1 protein-coding gene is annotated in these 20,701 nt (G+C 57.4%); it reads left to right on the plus strand.

Features of this window, described 5'->3' with window-relative positions; genetic code table 11:
• Positions 1–241 precede the first annotated feature (241 nt).
• A partial coding sequence (locus tag WH50_RS11945) for an autotransporter-associated beta strand repeat-containing protein (RefSeq protein ID WP_110187508.1) occupies positions 242–20,701 on the plus strand: 20,460 nt, incomplete at its 3' end.

Genomic DNA, 20,701 nt, shown 5'->3' on the forward strand with positions numbered 1-20,701 from the left:
CTGTTTACAAATGTCGTTGAGAATGACCTGACGTAATTTTTTATAAGGAACTCCCTTAAAAATAGCCTAGACACTCTCTTTTCCTACCCATATGCTGACAAACTATTTGCACTTTATTGCACTTTGCTTCACTCATCCCTTAACTGATTTACTTTTAAAGCCATTGGCGACCAGCCATCCGATGTGACAGGTCGTGTCAGGATGATGAAGCAGGTATCCCCTTCTTTATGGAGTTTTCGGTATGTTGTGGCGTCGTCTGTTTAGCAAGCACAATCAGCAATCCCCCTCCGCAACATCCGACTCCCCTCAGCTACTGGGTTTGGCGCTCGAACCCCGCATGCTGTTTGATGGCGCCCTGGCAGCCACGGCTGCCACAACCACAGAGACAACCAGCGCGACCGACACCAGTAGCCAGACAACAGACTCCACGCAGAATGCCGATAGTGATAACGGCTCGTCACAACATACCTCGCAGGATACCGACAGCCACGACGGCTCCGCTGATCTGACCGATACTGCGGTGGCCGGGGATAGCACTCGCCGGGAAGTGGTATTTATCGATACCTCAGTCACTGACTATCAGACGCTGGTGGATAACGTCCCGGCGGGCATGGAAGTGGTACTGATTGATGGCAGCGAAGATGGCCTGAGCCAGATGGTCGACTGGGCAGAAACCCATTCAGGCTACGATGCCATTCATGTGCTCAGCCACGGCAGTGAAGGCGAAGTGCAGCTGGGGAGCTTTACCCTCGACAGCACCACCGCCGAGCTGCGCGCGGATGATCTGGCCAAGCTGGGCGCGGCCCTGACAGACTCGGGCGACTTGCTGCTTTACGGCTGTGAAGTGGCACAGGATTCAGGACAGAGCTTTGTCTCCCTGCTGGCACAACTGACAGCTGCGGATATTGCGGCTTCGGATGATTTGACCGGCGCAGCAGAGCTGGGGGGAGACTGGATACTTGAGACAACAGAGGGCGACATTACCACCACAGCACTTTCTGTTACGGCTTACGAGCATGAGCTAAGTGTTGAAGGAACCACCGTCTCACTGGAGGCAGGCGGTAGCTCATTAGCAACTACTTCAGTCGGTGCCGGTAACGAGTTTACCAGTATCGAAACCGGTGTCTTAACGATCGATATAGATCCTGCCGCATCAACGGTTACTATCATTATTGATGAAGGATCAGGATGGACTGATCCCTTTGACCTCGTTTTCAGTGGAGGCAATCTAGACTCATTCACCAGTGCATCACTGACATCCAGCACCACGACTGGCGATACACCTACGATTACTTACTCAGGCCAGACCCTTTCGTTTGACCCCAATGGAGGGGTTAACGCTGGCAGTGACACACGTACAATGGTCTTCTCTTTTACATCGACGACAACAGGCGGCTCAGACACCATTCCGCCCACTTTCGACACTGGCCCATCCGTCTCCAGCGTAACGCAATCCGGCTTCACTCCATCTGCGAGCATTGATGAAGCGGGGTCAATTTATTACATCGTTGTCAATGACAGCGTTACGGCACCTACTGCTGCACAAGTAGAGGCAGGTACCGACTATAGCGGTGTCACGGTACTGGCGGCAGGTAGCTCGTCAGCCACCACCGGTAGTTTTGATAGCTCATTTGCAGCAGTCACCGGGCTAACGTCCAATACAGCCTACAGCGTCTACTTCGTGGCCAAAGACTCTGCAGGCAATCTCATGAGCAGCGTTACCAAAGTAGATGTGACAACGATACCAACGGCGCCGGGCATGCCCAGCCTGAATGCCGCATCAGACAGTGGCTCATCAAGCAGTGATGGCGTGACTAGCGTTACAACACCGACCTACACAATAAGCGGCGTAACCAGTGGCGCCACGGTGACACTGTTCAACGATGCTGATAATGATGGCGTCGTAGATGTGGGCGAGACCCTGGCTACAGGTACTGCAACGGGATCGAGCATTGAGCTTACCGCCTCAACCATGTCAGATGGCACTTACACTCACATCAAAGCCATCCAGACAATCAACTCACAGTCATCAGCCGCTTCTTCGTCGTCGAATTTAACCATCGATACCACTGGCCCATCGTGGACTACCAGCACAAGCCTCTCTCAGAATGAAAATGACACAGCCATTGAAACCCTGAGTGCCTCAGACACAAACGGTGGCGTCACTTACTCCATTGTTGGCGGAGCGGATCAAACAAAGTTCACCATCAGCAGCGGTAACCTTGAGTTTGCCACAGGTCAGGACTTCGAGAACCCAGCCGACAGTGACCTGAACAATACGTACATAGTGGATGTTCGTGCTACCGATCTGGCTGGTAATACCAGCGACCGCACCATTACCGTGACAGTGCAGGATGCGAACGATGCACCCACTGACATTGCTATTTCCAACGACTCCGTGGCATCCGGCAGTGCAGGTGCCAGCAGCACCATCGGTTCACTTAGCAGCACAGACCAGGACAGTGGCGATACCTTCACCTACTCACTGGTGTCAGGAAGTGGCGATACTGACAATGCTTCTTTCTCTATCTCCGGCGACAACCTGGTCATAGGCGCCTCAGCCTTAAGCGCAGGCACCTATTCTGTGCGGATAAGGACCACCGATAGCGGCAGTGAAACCTATGACAAGGTATTCACTATTACCGTCGTCAATAACGACACGCCCGTGATCACCAATGTGGCTGGCGACTCCGTTGCCTGGGCTGGCGTAGGCAGTACAGTCGTGCTTGATGCGAGCAGCAACGCCACGCTCAGCGATACTGAACTGGATGCCCTTAACAGTGGCGATGGCGATTGGTCAGGTGCCAGCCTGACCGTTCAACGCTCTGGCAGCGCCTGGTCTGCAGACACCTTTGATTTTGATATCTCCGGTGCTTCATTCACCGTTTCTGGCAGCAATCTGCAGAAAGACGGCCTCACATTTGCGACCTTCACCAACACCAGTGGTGTTCTGACTATCACCTTCACCAGCGCCGGTACGACAGCCACTACTGCACTGGTGCAGGAGGTGATGCAGCACATCAGCTACCGCAACGATACTCCGGCCGGTGATGCCACTATCCGCTTCAGCCTGTCGGATGGCACCAGCGCCACCACAGCAGATGTGACTGTCACCAGTGACACCATTTACGTAACCAATGCCACCGACACCAGCGCTATTGATGTCAGCAACGGTGTCAGCCTGAGTGAAGCGGTCGCGATTGCCGCTGCCGACAGCACTGGTACCCAGACCATCGTGTTTGACAGCAGCCTGGCCGGACAGACGCTGACCCTGGCAGGCAGCCTGGCGATCAACGAGAGCCTGACGTTCGATATGGACAATGCCAGCGGTATGTCCATTGCTGGCAGCACCCTGTCCGTGACCAGTGGCGCCATCCTGACACTGAGCAATGGCTCAGGCGACAGTGCCTTCATTACCAGCAGCATCAGCGGTAGCGGCGCTCTGCTTAAAAGTGGCGCAGGTACACTGACGCTGAGCGGTACTAACGATTACACCGGCAGCACGACGGTCAGTGCAGGTGAACTGATAGCATCGGGTGGTAGTGCCATCGGCGATAGCAGTGCCGTCACCATAAGTAGCGGCGCGACCCTTTCCCTCAGTTCATCTGAAACGATTGGCTCATTGGCAGGCTCGGGGGCAGTAGCCCTGGGTAGTAACACGCTCACCGCTGGCGATGACAACACCAGCACCAGTTTTGATGGTGTGATCAGTGGCACGGGAGGTTTGACCAAGAGCGGTACCGGCACCCTGACCCTGACAGGCAGTAACGACTTTACTGGCACGCTGACCATCAGTAATGGCGGGGTGACACTGAACAGCAGCAGCGGCACAGCCCTGGCAGACACGGCGGCTGTCAGTATCGCAGGTACATTGACGCTGGCATCTGCAACAGAGACGGTCGGCTCCATTTCCGGTAGTGGCACCCTCGCCCTGGGATCTAACGATCTGACAGTAAATCAGAGCAGCAGTCGTACGCTGTCTGCGGCCATTAGTGGCTCAGGGAATCTGATCAAGACAGGTAGTGGCACCCTGACTCTTTCCAGCACCAGTAACTCCACTGGCTGGTCAGGTGGGCTTACTGTCACCAATGGTGCCATATCCATTAGCAGTGACTCGAACCTGCCCGCGGGCACTGTCACGCTGGATGGCGGCTTACTGATGCTGGCAAGTGCTTTCAATGGCGGTACGCTGGACAACCTCATCTCGCTCGGTGACGCCGGTGGAACCATCGCCGTACTGGGTAGCAGTACTGTCGTTACTGTCTCCAACAGTATCTCGGGAACAGGTTCCCTGACCAAAGTCAGCCCCGGCACGCTGGTCCTGTCAGGCACCAACAACTATTCCGGTGGCACGTTGATCAACGCTGGTACGGTCAGCATCACCAATAGCAGCAATATCGGCACTGGCGACATCACTTTCGGCGGCAGTAACGGCGCCGCTGGGCTGACCATCACCGGATCAGGCGTGACGGTAAGCAACGCCATCAACCTCTCCTCCAACGAATCTTTTACCATTACCAATGCCAACGCCGTTACTTTGAGCGGCGCCATTTCCGGCGATGATACAACGCTGACCAAAGCGGGTAGCGGTACGTTAAGTTTGTCAGGAACAAACAACGGCTCCAGTTTTGCCACTGTCGTCACTGCCGGCACACTCAGCCTGACCAACCATACCAATATCGGTACAGGTACGATTACGCTGGATGGAGGTACGCTGGCCAATACAGGAAGTGGGACCAGTGATTATCCTGACGCAGTAACCAACACTACCGCATACGACATACTGACCAATGCGATTGAGATCAGCAGCAGCGGGACGCTTAGTGCAACAAATGCACAGTGGGTGTTAACCGGCGCCATCACGGGTTCAGGCGCACTGAGCAGCAGCGGCGCGGGTATCCTTTATATCAACAATGCCAGTTCGTTCACGGGCTCCATTGCTGTAACCGCAGGCATATTGGGTGTGGGGGGAACAGGCACTCTCGGTAGTGGTCAGGTCACGCTCTCCAACGACGTCATGCTGGATATTACCGGCAGCACCAAAACCATTAGCAACGATATTGTCCTGGCCAGCAGCGCTACCATCCTTACCGAAGGCTCACCGATTGCCGATGCAAACGCCGTCTATACCCTGTCAGGGTCTATCACAGAATCAGGTGGCAGCAGAACGCTCACCTTATCTGACTACGGCTCGTCCAACGGTAACTCGCTCGTCCTTTCAGGTCACAGCAGCTTTAGCGGCGGTACTGTCATTTCCAGCGATACGACAGTAAGTGTTTCAGCTGGCGACAGCCTTGGTACAGGCACTATCACACTTAGCAGTGGCGCTACCCTGGCCGTTACCAATGCGGCAACCTTTACCAATAACCTCACCCTGTCCGGCAGCGCTACGGTGCAAACGGACGCTGATACGACGATTTCTGGCACCGTCTCGGGCAGTACGAACACCCTGACCAAGACAGGCAGCGGCACTCTTACCCTATCTGGAACCAATACAGGCAGTGCGTGGAACGCCCTGATCAGCGCAGGCACTCTTTCGGTAGCCAGTGACAGCAACCTGGGTACGGGCGCCGTCACGCTTGCCGACAGCACGATTCTCGCCATCACTGGCGCTACAACCATCGATAACGCCATCAGCTTGACTGGCTCAGCGACTATAACTACGTCGGCTGACGCGACACTTAGTGGCAATCTGTCCGGCAGCACATTCACGCTAACCAAATCAGGAAGCAGTACGCTTACCCTTTCAGGCACCAATAACACCACTGGCACTGGCATCAGTGATATTACACTGGAGGCTGGCACACTCTCGGTAGCCAGCGACGCCAATCTTGGCAATGGCGATGTGGTGTTCAACGGTGGCACGCTGGCCGTCACAGGTACCACAACCATCGACAATGCCTTCGAGTTAGGCGTCAATCTCAATCCCGGAAGCGGTTATATTTCTGTAGCCAATAGCGTAACCGTTACTCTGTCCAACACATTGTTAGATGGTACTGGCACCCTGGAAAAGCTGGGAGCGGGTACGTTAACAGTGGGTGCAACGACTATTTCGCAGAATGTCGGACTGAAAATTACTGAAGGCACGCTTGCACTGACCGATCCTGCGGCCATGGGTGGAGCCTCTGCCGGTTTGATCACCCTGAATGGCGGTACTCTGTCCCTCTCCAGCGGCACACTGACATCCGGTGGTATTTTCGTTGAAGAAAACTCAACCATTGATATCAGCGGCTCCGCAACTATTGCAGGTGTCTTTAACGGATCAGCAAGCCTGACCAAAACCGGCAGCGGTGCCCTGACGCTATCGGGCGACAACAGCAGCTATGATGGTGCTATCAATCTCAGCAGCGGCATCATCATTGTCGGCCACAACAACGCTCTGGGTTCAAGTGCCGCAGGTACCACCATTGCCAGCGGCACAACAATGCGTATCGCTGATGGTTTAACCGTCGCCGAGAACCTGACCATCAGTGGCACGGGGGTCTTTTCCGCTTATGGTGCCCTGAAAATTAATGAAGGCTCGGGGACAGCCACCCTCAGTGGCACTATCACCCTGGCCGCAGACACCAGTATTGGCGCTTACAATGCAGGCGATACACTGAACCTGACCGGCGATATTACCGGCGGATATTCTCTGACTAAGGTGGGCTCGGGTACCGTCAATCTGTCAGGAAGCAACAGCTATACCGGCACAACGACAGTGAGCACCGGCACCCTCGCCATCGCGGGTGACGGTAGTCTGGGTGCAGGAGCCATCTCGCTGGACGGTGGTACCACCCTTGAGATCACAGGCGCCACCACGATAGACAATAACCTCGCCCTGATCGACAGCGCTGTGGTGCAAACTGATGCGGATGTGACCCTGTCCGGCACCGTCAGCGGCTCAGGCTCGTTGACGAAAACAGGCTCAAGTACCCTGACCCTGTCTAACAGCAACAGCTATACCGGCACCACTTCCGTGCTGGCTGGTACATTGTCAGTTGCAACGGATGACAATCTGGGTGCGGACGCTGTCACCCTGAACGGTGGTTCGCTCACCGTGACCGGCTCCAGTGTCAATATCGACAATTCGATTGCAGTTGGCAGCAATGGCGGCTCGATCACCAATGCCAATGACGTCACTCTTTCAGGCACCCTCTCAGGCAGTAACTCGCTAACAAAAGCAGGTGCAGGCACCCTGACACTGAGTGCAGCCAACTCCTTCAGCGGCACCACCACCATTTCAGCCGGTACGATTTTGGGAACCACTTCCTCATTGACCGGCGACTACATCAACAATGCCGCGCTGACCTTCAGCCAGAGCTCATCGGGCACCTACAGCGGCACCATCAGTGGCACCGGCACCGTCACCAAGTCGGGGGCTGGCAATGTGACGCTCAGTGGCAACAATAGCTATTCGGGCCTGACCACTGTCAGTGCCGGTACGCTGACCATTGCCAGCGACAGCGCGCTGGGCAGTGACAGCGCCGGTACCGTTGTCTCCAGCGGAGCGACACTCGCTGTTCAATCGGCAGTCACCCTCTCCGAGGCACTCACCCTCAGTGGCACAGGCGTATCTTCTGCAGGCGCCCTGGCGATCAGTACGACAGGCTCGCCCCTCTCTGTAAGCCTGACCGGTGACGTTGCCCTGTCGGCCGATGCCGTGATCAGCGTTGGCGCTAGCACTGCTCTGAATGCGAGCGGCGTCCTCAGCGGCACAGGCAACCTGACCAAATCGGGTGACGGACGCCTGACACTCAACGGCGATAACTCCAGCTATGACGGCAACATCACTGCTACTGCAGGCACGCTGGATGTGGGCAGCGACACCGCACTGGGCAGTGCCATCGGCACCACCACTATCGACAGCGGAGCGGCTCTTAGAGTCAACAGCCGGACTCTGGCAGAAAATATCACTATCAGTGGTGACGGTGATGGTATGGGGGCCATCTCTGTCACTGCCGGGAGCAGTACATCGGTATTGACCGGCACCATCACCATGGCGGCAGACGCCACCATTTATGTTGAGGACACCTCGTCCCTTACCGTCGGCGGTGTAGTTGCTGGTGCATTCGCGCTGGTGAAAGACGGTAATGGCACCCTCACTCTGGAAGAAACCAATACCTATACCGGTGCAACCACTGTATCTGCAGGGAATCTGGAGGTCACTGGCGCGCTGGATGGCACTTCCACACTGACCGTCGCCAGCGGCGCTACGCTGGCGGGTACCGGCAGCATCTTCTCATCTTCTGGCACCTCCAACACTGCCACCATCAATGGCACTCTGGCTCCCGGTGTGGAAGGCACTAACAATGATGTCGGCGCCCTTACCTTTTACGGTAATCTGGCCTTCGGCAACAACAGTACCTATTCGGTGGACATTGCCGGCACGGATATTGGTTCGACCTATGATGCCGTTGCGGTCAACGGTACGGTCACCATCGGTACGGGCGTAACGCTGTCGGTTAACCACAGCTACACACCGGACAACGGGGATGCGTATCGGCTTATCACTAACGATGGCTCCGACGCTATCTCCGGTACCTTCTCGGGTGTGACAGAAGGCGGCACTGTGACTGCGGGCGGTAACGCCACCGTCCTCACTGCTTATTACGCCGCGACTGATAACTTCAGCGGAGCTGCCCTTGGCAGCAACACTGACGCAAGCGGTGGTAACGAGTTTGCCCTGCAGGCTCCCATCGATCAGCCACCTACCCTTGACCTGAATGGTAGCAGCAGTGGCACAGGTAACAGTGTCGCTCTGGCAGATGCCATTAACGGCCTGGCGGACATAGCCAATGCCACCGTCACGGATGCTGCTGATGCCTGGACTAACGGTACCCTGACGGTCCAGAGAGTCACCTCCGGAGGTACTGCTGATGGCAATGCCAACGATGTATTCAATTTCCTCAGCGGTGCAGGGCTGAGCGTTACCGGTTCCATCACTCAGGGAAGCGATAGCAGCGGCACCTTCTCTGACGGTAGTACGCAATTTGCCACCTGGAGCTATACCTCTGCGACCGGCGCACTGGTCGTCACTTTCGATGCCAACGCCACCGCCGCTCGGGTACAGAATCTGGTACGCAGCATCGGCTACAGCAACGCCACGCCCTATGGCGATACCACCATCCGTTTTACCCTGACTGACCAGTATGCCTCCAATGCAGTCACAGGCGATGTCACCGTCACCAGCTCAACGATCTATGTCGATCAGACGGGGACCGATACTGACGGTGATGCCGCCGATGGCTTCTCATTACAGGAGGCCCTGGCACGCGGTGTAGCCCAGTCCGGAGCCGACACCATCAAGATCAAGCTGGCTGACAACTCCACTATTACCGTGGGAGCTAATACCTCGGTCGGCGCAGGCGATACACTGGATAGCACCGAGGCACTGGGACTGACGATTGGTCAGTCTGCAGGCAGTCAATACTCCTTGAAACTACAGGGCGACCTGACCGTCAATGTCGCGACCGGCGATACGCTGACACTGGCGGCAACGGTCAAGCTGGCCAACGATACCGCCGCTACGGGATCGCTGATTAAGACAGGCGCAGGGACATTAGTTCTGTCAGCCTCGAACAGCCAAAGTGGCGTGACATCTGTCACCGACGGCACACTGTCGATCTTCAGAGACAACAATCTAGGTAGCGGATCACTCACTCTGAACGGCGGCACCTTATCGGTGACGAGCGCGACGACTATCGACAACGCCATAAGCCTGGGCTCCAGCGGCGGCACCATCAGCAACTCTGCTGCAGTTACGATATCTAGCGTGATTTCTGGCAGTGGCGCACTCGTTAAGACAGGCAGCTCAACGTTGACACTGTCTGGCACTAACACCTACACCGGCAGTACAACATTGTCTGCAGGCACACTCACCCTCTCCGGTGGCAATGCCATTGAAGACAATAGCGCCGTTGATATTACAGGGGGCACGCTGGTGCTTGCTGCCAGTGAAACCATCGGCACTCTTACCAGTACCGGAGGCACGCTGACCCAGGCCGGGTTCACGCTGACTGCCTCAGGTATAACCCTTGATGCCAGCGGTATGGATCGCTCCAGTGGCGATACCGGCACATTAACGACCAGCAACAATAGCGGCGTGACCATCAAAGGTACCAGTGGTGACGACATCATCATCGGGGGATCAGGTTCAGATACGCTCGAAGGCGGGGATGGTAACGATACTCTCTATGGCGGCTCAGGAACCGAAGCCGACATACTAGATGGTGGTGCCGGAGACGACATCTTCCGCTTTACCAGCTCCAGCTCCCTGTTCAACAGCGGCACCAATCAATTCATTGATACTATCTCTGGTGGCGATGGCACAGACACGCTGCGTTTCGAGCCCACCAGTACGTTCACATTCGGGTCGGGCCTGGATTGGTCGACAGGTATCAGCGGCATTGAAAAACTCTCCAGCAATGCCAACTCCAGTACATTCAACATGACCTTCAAGGCCAATGCCTACAGCGAAGGATTGCGTGAAATTGACTTCTCCGATGACACAAACAGCAGCGGCACCAACAATATTATTCTGAGCAACATCACTGGCGGCGGCATGGTGGTGACGGGCACTGCAGGATCAGATTTGATCAAAGGTGGCTCAGGGGCCGATACGTTAAGTGGCGGCAGTGGCAATGACACTATAGAAGGCAACGCCGGTGATGACATCATCTCTGGCGGTGCAGGTACCGACAGCCTTAAAGGCGGGTCTGGCAATGATACTTTTGTTGGTACAGCATCAGAGCTAAACGGCGATACGATTACCGATCTTTCGGGTGGCGACAGCATTCAGCTCACAGGTGTCACCAATCTGACAGCAGCGAATGTGCGCATCAATGGTTCGACGCTTGAAATCGACACCGACTCAACCACCTTTGCCAGCCCGGAAGTCGTTATCACACTGACCTCCGTTCCAACAGCGAGTTTTATCGTGACCACCACCAATGGCGGTGCCGATACGCTGATTACCTTGAACTCCCCACCCAGCTTTACCAATCTGAATGGCGGTGCAACCTATACCGAAGACGGCACTGCCGTAGTTATCGACAGCAATGTCACCATTACCGACACTGAACTGGATGCACTGAATAGTGCGCAGGGAAATTATGACGGCGCCTCTGTCACCATCAGCCGAAGTGGCGGCGCCAATACCGATGACCAGTTTGGCAACAGTGGTCTGCTGGGTACGCTGACCGAAGGCCAATCATTTACCTACAATGGCACTACAGTGGGCACTGTGACAGCCAATTCAGCTGGCGTGCTGACGCTTACATTCAACGCCAATACCACATCGGCTATTGCGGATGCCGTATTGCAAGCCATTACCTACGCCAACGCGTCACAAGACCCATCCACCAGCGTGACGCTGAACTGGACATTCAACGACGGCAGTACAGACAGCACAGGGACAAATCAGGCTGTAGTATCCATTACCCCGGTTAACGATGCCCCTACCGACATCGCCCTCAGCGGTACTACTGCATCAGCCTATGATGGCGCGGGAGTGACTGTTGGCACACTGTCGGCCACTGACGTTGATAACTCTTCCTGGACATTCACTCTGGTGTCTGGAAGCGGTGATACTGACAACGCCTCTTTCAATATTTCCGGAACCACACTGACCGCTGTTGATCCAGTCAGCATGGCTGCAGGCAGCTACTCCATCAGAGTACAGGCTGATGATGGTGCTTCAGGCACCTACGAAGAAGTGTTCACCATTACCATTAATGATGAGTTACTGGTCACGACCAATCTGGACAGCACCGATGATGCCTCTGTCAGCAGCTTTGCCGCGGACAGTGCAGATGGCGGTGGCCTCAGCCTGCGTGAAGCGCTGTATTACGCCAGCAACCGCGTTACCAGCACTGGCAATACCGTCACTATCGATTTTGCTTCAGGGCTGAACGGTCAAACGATCACGCTTGGCAGCAGTGCAACGGTTGCCGACGGCATTATCTTTAATGCCGATGATGTGGGCACTCTGACCATTACGGGTAATGCGCTGCTTCTGGCGGGGGAACTGACCCTGAGCAATGCCAGTGCCGACTCCCTGACCATTAACTCTGCACTGAGCGACGACGGCTCGGTCAGCTCATCCCTGATCACGACCGGTGCAGGCACCGTCACGCTGGCCGGAGCCAATAACACCGCTGGCACCGGCCTGAATACCATCACGGTAGAGGGCGGTACGCTTTCGATTGCTGCGGATGCAAACCTGGGTACAGGGCTGGTGACACTGGATGGCGGCACCCTGACCGTCACCGGTTCTGCGGTCACCATCGACAATGCCATCGCTCTGAGCAGCAATGGCGGCACCCTCAGCAATGCCAACACCGTCACCCTGTCCGGGGTGCTCTCTGGCGACGGCGATCTGAGCAAGACCGATAGCGGCGTGCTGACGTTGTCCAACACCAATACCTATACCGGTGCGACGTCCGTGCTGGTGGGTAGCCTGAGTGTTGCAGGCGACGATAACCTGGGTACAGGAGCCTTAACGCTGAATGGCGGCACGCTGACGGTCACAGGCAGCAGTGTCACTATCGACAACAGCATTAACCTGAGCAGCAACAGTGGCTATATCAGCAATGCCAATGCGCTGACGCTTTCTGGTGTGATAGCAGGTGACGGCAATCTTGAGTTGCTGGGAGCAGGCACTCTGACGCTGTCGGGCAACAACTCCTACGCGGGATCTACCATCATCAACGATGGCACCTTGTCGGTCGCTCAGGATGGTAATCTTGGCACAGGGGCAGTGACCCTGAATGGCGGCACCCTGGTACTCACCGGGGGGGGCACCATCGACAATGATATTGAAATCGATGTTGATGGCGCTGTCGTGGATGTACTCAATACAGAAGCCACACTCTCAGGTACTCTCTCTGGCAATGGCACGCTGACCAAGACCAATAGCAGCACCACCAGAAACTTGACGCTGTCTGGCGATAACAGCAGCTTTGCCGGTGGCATCACCGTGACCAAAGGCAACCTTGTTGCCGCCAATGCCGCCGCACTGGGCAGTGGCACTATTTCTCTGACCGGCGGCAATTTACAGGCAACCGGTAGCTATGCGCTGACAAACTCCCTGTATCTGGCCAACACCTCAGGCTCCAAGACCAGCACCATCAACGTGGCCACAGGAGAAACCCTGACGCTCAGCGGTGCCATCAACGTTGCTGACTCAACACAGAATCTGGGTAAATCAGGTAACGGTGTGCTGGAACTATCCGGTACCACCGGCTTTAACGGCGCCCAACTGGTCGTCAATCAGGGCTCTCTGTCACTCGCAGCCAGTGGCTCATTGGGTGCCAATGCTCAGCTGTATGTCGCTGGCGGAACGGGAGAAGTAACCCTGACGGGCAGTGGTACGTTCAGCAACAGCATTCTGCTGGGCAAAGACCTGACCCTGACCAATGATCAGAATGTGACCCTCTCGGGAGTCATTTCTACCTCTTCCGGGACCACGAACGTCACCAAGAATGGTGCAGGAACCCTGACTCTTTCAGGGGCAAATACCTACACCGGAGCCACCACCCTCTCTGCCGGTACGCTGTCTCTGACCGGCGGATCGGCGATTGCCGATACCAGCGCCGTCACCGTGAGCAGTGGTGCCACGCTTTTCGTAGACTATTACGGTGAAACCATTGGTTCTCTGGCAGGCAGCGGTACCGTGACCCTCAATGGGGGCACGTTGACCATGGGCGGAGATAACACGTCGACCACCTTCTCCGGAACCATCGAGGACTATGTAGACGCGGGCGCCATCACCAAGACAGGCTCTGGCACCCTTACTTTGTCAGGAAGTAATAGCTACAGCGGCATGACTAACGTTTATGCAGGCACTCTGAGCATTACCGATGACAGCAATCTCGGCACCGGTATGGTGTACCTCAGCAGCAATCTGATTATCACCGGCACGGGCACTATCGATAACACGTTCTACGTCAGTGGTACCACTGCCACGCTTAACAATGCCAATGCTCTGACCCTGTCAGGTGCAATCTCCGGTAGTGGCAACCTGATCAAGAACGGCGCGGGTATCCTCACTCTCTCCGGCAGCAACCTGTATACCGGTACCACCAGCGTGGAAGCCGGTGCGCTCAGCATCACCGATGACAGCAATCTGGGTACAGGTGCAGTGCTGCTGGATGACACCACCCTGACCATCACCGGCTCCGGCGTCACCATCGACAATGCGGTGGAGATGACCAGCAATGGCGGTACGATCAGCAATACCAACACCGTCACCCTGTCCGGGGTGATCTCCGGCGATGGTGATCTGAGCAAGACCGATGGCGGTATCCTGACGCTGTCAAACACCAATACCTATACCGGCAGCACCTCTGTACTGGCGGGCACCCTTAGCATTACCGATGACAGTAATCTGGGCAGCGGTGCCGTTACGCTCAATGGCAGCACCCTGACCGTCACCGGCTCTGCGGTGACCATCGACAATGCCATCGCCCTGACCAGCAATGGCGGCACAATCAGCAACGCCAATGATGTTGCCCTGTCGGGGGTAATCTCTGGTGGCGGCGATCTGAGCAAAACCGATAGCGGTGTACTGACGCTCTCCAACACCAATACCTATACCGGCGCGACCTCCGTACTGGCAGGCACTCTCAGTGTGGCCGATGAAGGCAATCTGGGTGACGGCGCCCTGACCCTCAATGGCGGCACGCTGGCTGTCACTGGCTCTGATGTCACCCTCACCAAAGCCATTCTTCTTGGCAGCAACAGCGGGAGTGTCAGCAACGCCAACAGCGTCACCCTCTCCGGCACGATCTCCGGTGACGGCGATCTGAGCAAGAACGGTGTAGGCACCCTGACCCTGTCCGGCACTAATACCTTCACCGGCAGCACCACCGTCAGCGCGGGTACGCTGGTCGCCTCTGGCGGCTCCTCCCTGTCTGACAGCGGTGCATTATCCCTGTCCGGTGGCAACCTGGAACTGCTGAGCTCAGAAACGGTCGGTCAGCTGTCCGGCAGCGGTGCTATCGCGCTGGGCGCTAACAGTCTGACTGTCAATCAGTCGACATTTGGCAGCTACAGCGGCGTCATCAGCGGCACCGGCGGCCTGACCAAAACCGGTAGCGGCACCCTGTACCTGAACGGTACCAACCTCTATACCGGCACCACGGTGGTGTCGGCCGGTACGCTGGCACTGGCCGGTGGGTCGGCACTGGCGGATACCACTGCCGTTACCCTCGCCAGCGGCACTACTCTGGATTTGGACAGCGACAGCGAAACCATCGGCTCGCTGGCCGGGGCCGGTACCGTCACTATGAACGGTGGCTCCCTGACCACCGGCGGCGATGACAGCTCTACTACCTTCTCTGGCCAGATCGTGACTGATGTAGATGGCGGCGATCTGATCAAGACCGGCAGTGGTACTCTGACGCTGAGCGGCAGCAACAGCTACGATGCCACCACGGTTTCCGCGGGCACGCTGAGCATTGCCTCCGATACTAACCTCGGTAGCGGTGGTGTAACGCTACGCGATGGCACCACGCTACAGGTGACCTCCGCCGCCACCATCGACAACACCCTGACAGTGGGACTGACCTATCTCCAACAGGAGTCAGCGACCCTGTCTACCCTGGCTGACGTGACCTGGTCAGGCAACCTGTCGGGGCTGGCTCAGACGCTGACTAAGACTGGCAGCGGTACCCTGACCCTGACCGGTACCAACAATGTCAGCGGCAGCGGGATCTCAACACTGGTGGTGGGGGCAGGCACCCTGCAGGTGGCAGAAGCCAATGACCTAGGCATCGGCGCCGTCAAGCTGGACGGCGGTAATCTGACCCTGGCGGGCACCGCGACCTTCGCCAACGGTATTACACTGGTGCAGAACGGCACCATCACGGTCGGCAGCGGTATCACTGCCACTGTGTCCGGTGTCACCTCTGGCACCGGCTCCCTAACCAAGGCCGGTGAGGGCACCCTGGTCCTTGCAGGCAACGGTGTCCACAGCGGTACAACCATCGTCAGCGCCGGTACCCTAACCCTGTCAGGCGGCACCGCATTGTCCGATAGCGGTACCGTGACTGTCAGCAGCGGCGCAACCCTAGCACTCAGTAGCAGCGAGACCGTGGGCTCTGTCTCCGGCGCAGGCACCATCGCCCTGAACAGCAACACGCTGACACTGGGCGGTGACAACACCTCTACTACCTTGTCAGGCTCCATCACGGGTACGGACGGCAGTCTGGTCAAGACCGGCACCGGCACCCTGACCCTGTCCGGCAGCAACAGCTACAGCGGCACCACTACCGTATCCGCGGGCACCCTCAGCATTGCTGATGACAGCAATCTGGGTACAGGAACGGTGACGCTGGCATTAGGAACAACTCTGGCTGTTGCTGGCACCACTACCATCGACAATGCAGTGACATTGAGTGGTACGTCTTACATATCGGTCAGCAGCTCGCAGACCGTTACCATTTCTGGCTCTGTCTCCGGTACCGGCAGCCTGCGTAAGACTGATGCAGGTACGTTGCTGCTATCTGGCATCAATACCTATTCCGGCGCAACTTATGTGGATAGTGGTACGCTATCCATCAATGGCAGCACTAATATAAGTAGTCAGGGCATTGTCCTCAGCAGTGGTACAACGCTAGCGATAACTGGGACTGGCGCGCTGACAAACACCATTCTCCTCGCTGGCAGTGCGAATGTTTCGGTCTCTGCTTCGCAAACGGCTACTCTTTCCGGTGTCATATTCGGTAGCGCTGACCTGACCAAGATAGGGTCAGGCACGTTGGCTCTTTCCGGCACTAATACCTATACCGGTAATACCTCTGTGCTGGCGGGTGACCTCAGCATCACCGATGACAGCAACCTGGGCAGCGGTGCTGTCACCCTCAATGGCAGCACCCTGACCGTCACCGGCTCTGCGGTCACCATCGACAATGCCATTGCCCTGACCAGCAACGGCGGCACCCTCAGCAATGCCAACGCTGTAACGCTTTCAGGCCTAATTTCCGGTGACGGCGATCTGAGTAAAACCGATGGCGGCGTGCTGACGCTGTCCAACACCAATACCTACAGCGGTTCGACCTCCGTACTGGCAGGCACCCTCAGTGTGGCCGATGAAGGCAATCTCGGTGACGGAGCCCTGACCCTTAATGGCGGCTCCCTGGCGGTGACGGACGCGGACGTCACCATCACTAAGGCTATTCTTCTGGGCAGCAATAACGGGAGTGTCAGTAATGCCAATAGCCTGACGCTCTCCGGCACAATCTCCGGTGACGGCAGTCTGAGCAAAAACGGTGCAGGCACCCTGACCCTGAGTGGCAGCAACAGCTACAACGGCGGTACCACGGTGTCCGAAGGCACCCTGTCCATTACCGACGACAGCAATCTGGGTGCGGGCGCCCTGACCCTCAACAGCGACAGCACCACCAGTATCTCCGGTGTGCTGATCAACGAAGTGGATGCCGATACTCCCGGCACGGATACCGCTGAGTTTGTCGAGCTGTTTGGCGCCGCCAATATGTCGCTGGATGGCTATGTGCTGGTGTTCTTCAATGGCTCCAACGACAGCAGTTATCTGACCGTTGACCTGACCGGCAAGAGCCTTGATGCCAACGGCTTCTTCGTGGTGGGCAGTGCCGCCATCACCGCGGGCATGGACAGCAGCCATAGTCTGACTCTCGCCGATAACAGCTTGCAGAATGGCGCCGATGCCGTCGCCCTGTATCAGGCCGCAGCCAGCAGCTTCCCCGATGGCACCGCCGTCACCACCTCCGGGCTGGTGGATGCCGTGGTTTACGACACCAATGACGGTGACGATGCTGGTCTGTTGGTGCTGTTGAACAGCGGTCAGCCGCAGATCAATGAAGACGACAACGGCGATAAGGACAACGAGTCCATTCAGCGCAGCACCGATGGTGGTGGTAGCGCCCTGACTACCAGCGACTGGAAAGTGGCCACCCCCACTCCCGGAGCCAGCAATGGCAGCGCCACCAGCAGCGGTGGCAGCCTGGAGATTACCGGCACCGATGTCATCATCGACAATACGGTGACCCTGAGCAGCGACAGCAACACCATCAGTGTGCTCAACGGCGCTACTCTCTCGGGAGCCCTTGATGGCACAGGCAATCTGACCAAAACCGGCGCAGGCACGCTGACCCTGACCGGTGACAGCACCTATACCGGCACCACCACCGTCAGTGCCGGTACCCTGTCGGTCAACGGCAGTCTGGTCAGTGATGTCACAGTAAACAGCGGCAGTACCCTGCAAGGCTCCGGCAGTGTCGGTGATCTGACCGTACTGAGCGGTGCGACGCTGGCCCCAGGCAACAGCCCCGGCGCGCTGACGGTCAACGGCGATCTGGTGGTCAATGGCACCCTGCTGGTGGACATTGACGGCACCACCGCAGGCAGTGAGTACGATCAGCTGATCGTCACGGGCAGTGTTGATCTGTCCAATGCCACCCTGTCCGTGGATCTGGGCTATACCCCGACCCTGGCCGACACCTTTACCCTGATCGATAACGATGCCACCGACAGCGTGGTGGGCACTTTCAGCGGTATCGCGGAAGGTACGACACTGCTGATCAACGGCCGCGCCTTCCAGCTCACCTATAGCGGGGGCGATGGTAACGATGTGCAGCTGGTAGTACAGAACATTGCGCCCACGCTGAGCGATCTCTCTACCCTCAACGGCGGCAGCCTGAGCTACGTCGAAGACAGCGGCGCCCTGCTGCTGGACAGCGGCGAGGATGCGCTGGTCAGTGATGCCGATTCCAGTGATTTCGATGGCGGTAATGTCACCGTGTCGGTCACCAGCAACGGCGTCAGCACGGAGGATGTTCTGTCGGTCCGCAATCAGGGCACAGGCAGTGGTCAGATCAGTCTGTCGGGCACCAGTATCAGCTACGAAGGCACCCTGATCGGTACCCTGAGTGGCGGTACCGCTGGCAGCCCGCTGGTGATCAGTCTCAACAGCAATGCCACGGCAGCCGCCGTGCAGGCACTGGTCCGTAACCTGACCTATACCAACACCAACAGCGCCGATATGGACACCGGCAGCCGCACGCTGAGCGTGTCGGTCAGTGACGGTGATGGCGGCACCAGCAGTGCGTCGACCATTGCTATCGACTTCACCGCCGTCAACGATGCTCCCACACTGGCCGCCACCGCCGCCAATCCCACCTTTGTGGAAAATGGTAGTGCCGTCACCCTGTTCACCGGCGCCACGGCCTCCACCGTGGAAAGCGGCCAGACCTTCACTGATCTGACCCTGACGGTCACCAACGTGACCAACGGCAGCAGCGAGCTGCTGGGTATCGATGGCAGCAGCCTGAGCCTGACCGATGGCAACAGTGGCAGTACCACCAGCCATGGCCTCAACTATAACGTGACCGTTTCGGGCACCACTGCCACCCTGACCCTGAGTGGTGGCAGCCTGTCAGCCACGGAGCTGCAGACCCTGATCAACGGTCTGAGCTATCAGAACACCTCAGATGATCCCGCAGCGGCCAGCCGGGCGGTCACCCTGACCTCGGTTACTGATAACGGCGGCACCGCCAATAGCGGTAGCGATACTACCAGCCTGACACTGACCTCCACCGTGGCCATGACCCCGGTCAACGATGCGCCTACGTTGACCGCCACCGCCGCCAATCCCACCTTTGTGGAAAATGGCAGTGCGGTCACCCTGTTCACCGGCGCTACGGCCTCCACCGTGGAAAGCGGCCAGACCTTCACCGATCTGATCCTGACGGTCACCAACGTGACCAACGGCAGCAGCGAACTACTGGGTATCGATGGCAGCAGCCTGAGCCTGGCCGATGGCAATAGTGGCACCACCACCAGTCACGACCTCAACTACAGCGTGACCGTATCGGGCACCACTGCCACCCTGACCCTGAGCGGCGGCAGCCTGTCAGCGGCTGAGCTGCAGACCCTGATCAATGGCCTGAGCTATCAGAACACCTCGGACGATCCCGGCAGCGCGACCCGCACCGTCACCCTGACGTCGGTCACCGACAATGGTGGGACGGCAAATGGCGGCACGGCAACCACGGCCCTGTCCGTGGCCTCTGCGGTTGAGGTAACACCGGTCAATGATGCCCCAACGGCAGGTACCATCAGTGCCCAGAGCGCCCCCGAAGACAGCGCCTTTACCTTTACCGTCCCGGCAGGCACCTTCAGTGATGTGGATGCCGGTGACAGCCTGACCTACACCGCGACGCTGGCGGATGGTTCGGCGCTGCCGAGCTGGCTAAGCTTTAACGCCGCTACCCGTACCTTCTCCGGTACACCGACCAATGACGACGTGGGTGCGATCAGCATCAAAGTCACCGCCACCGACGGCAGCAATGCTTCGGTCAGCAGCAGCTTTACCCTGACCGTCACCAATGTGAACGATGCCCCGACGGCAGGTACCATCAGTGCCCAGAGCGCCACCGAAGACAGCGCCTTCACCTTTACCGTCCCGTCAGGCACTTTCAGTGATGTGGATGCCGGTGACAGCCTGACTTATACCGCGACCCTGGCCGACGGTTCCGTCCTGCCCAGCTGGCTGAGCTTCAATGCCGCTACCGGCACCTTCTCCGGCACGCCCACCAATGGCGACGTGGGTGCGATCAGCATCAAAGTCACCGCCACCGACGGCAGCAATGCCGCCGTCAGCAGTACCTTTAGCCTGATCGTCGCCAATGTGAACGATGCCCCAACGGCAGGTACCATCAGTGCCCAGAGCGCCACCGAA

It is taken from the genome of Pokkaliibacter plantistimulans, from assembly GCF_003194385.1.
In the GTDB taxonomy this organism is placed as follows: domain Bacteria; phylum Pseudomonadota; class Gammaproteobacteria; order Pseudomonadales; family Balneatricaceae; genus Pokkaliibacter; species Pokkaliibacter plantistimulans.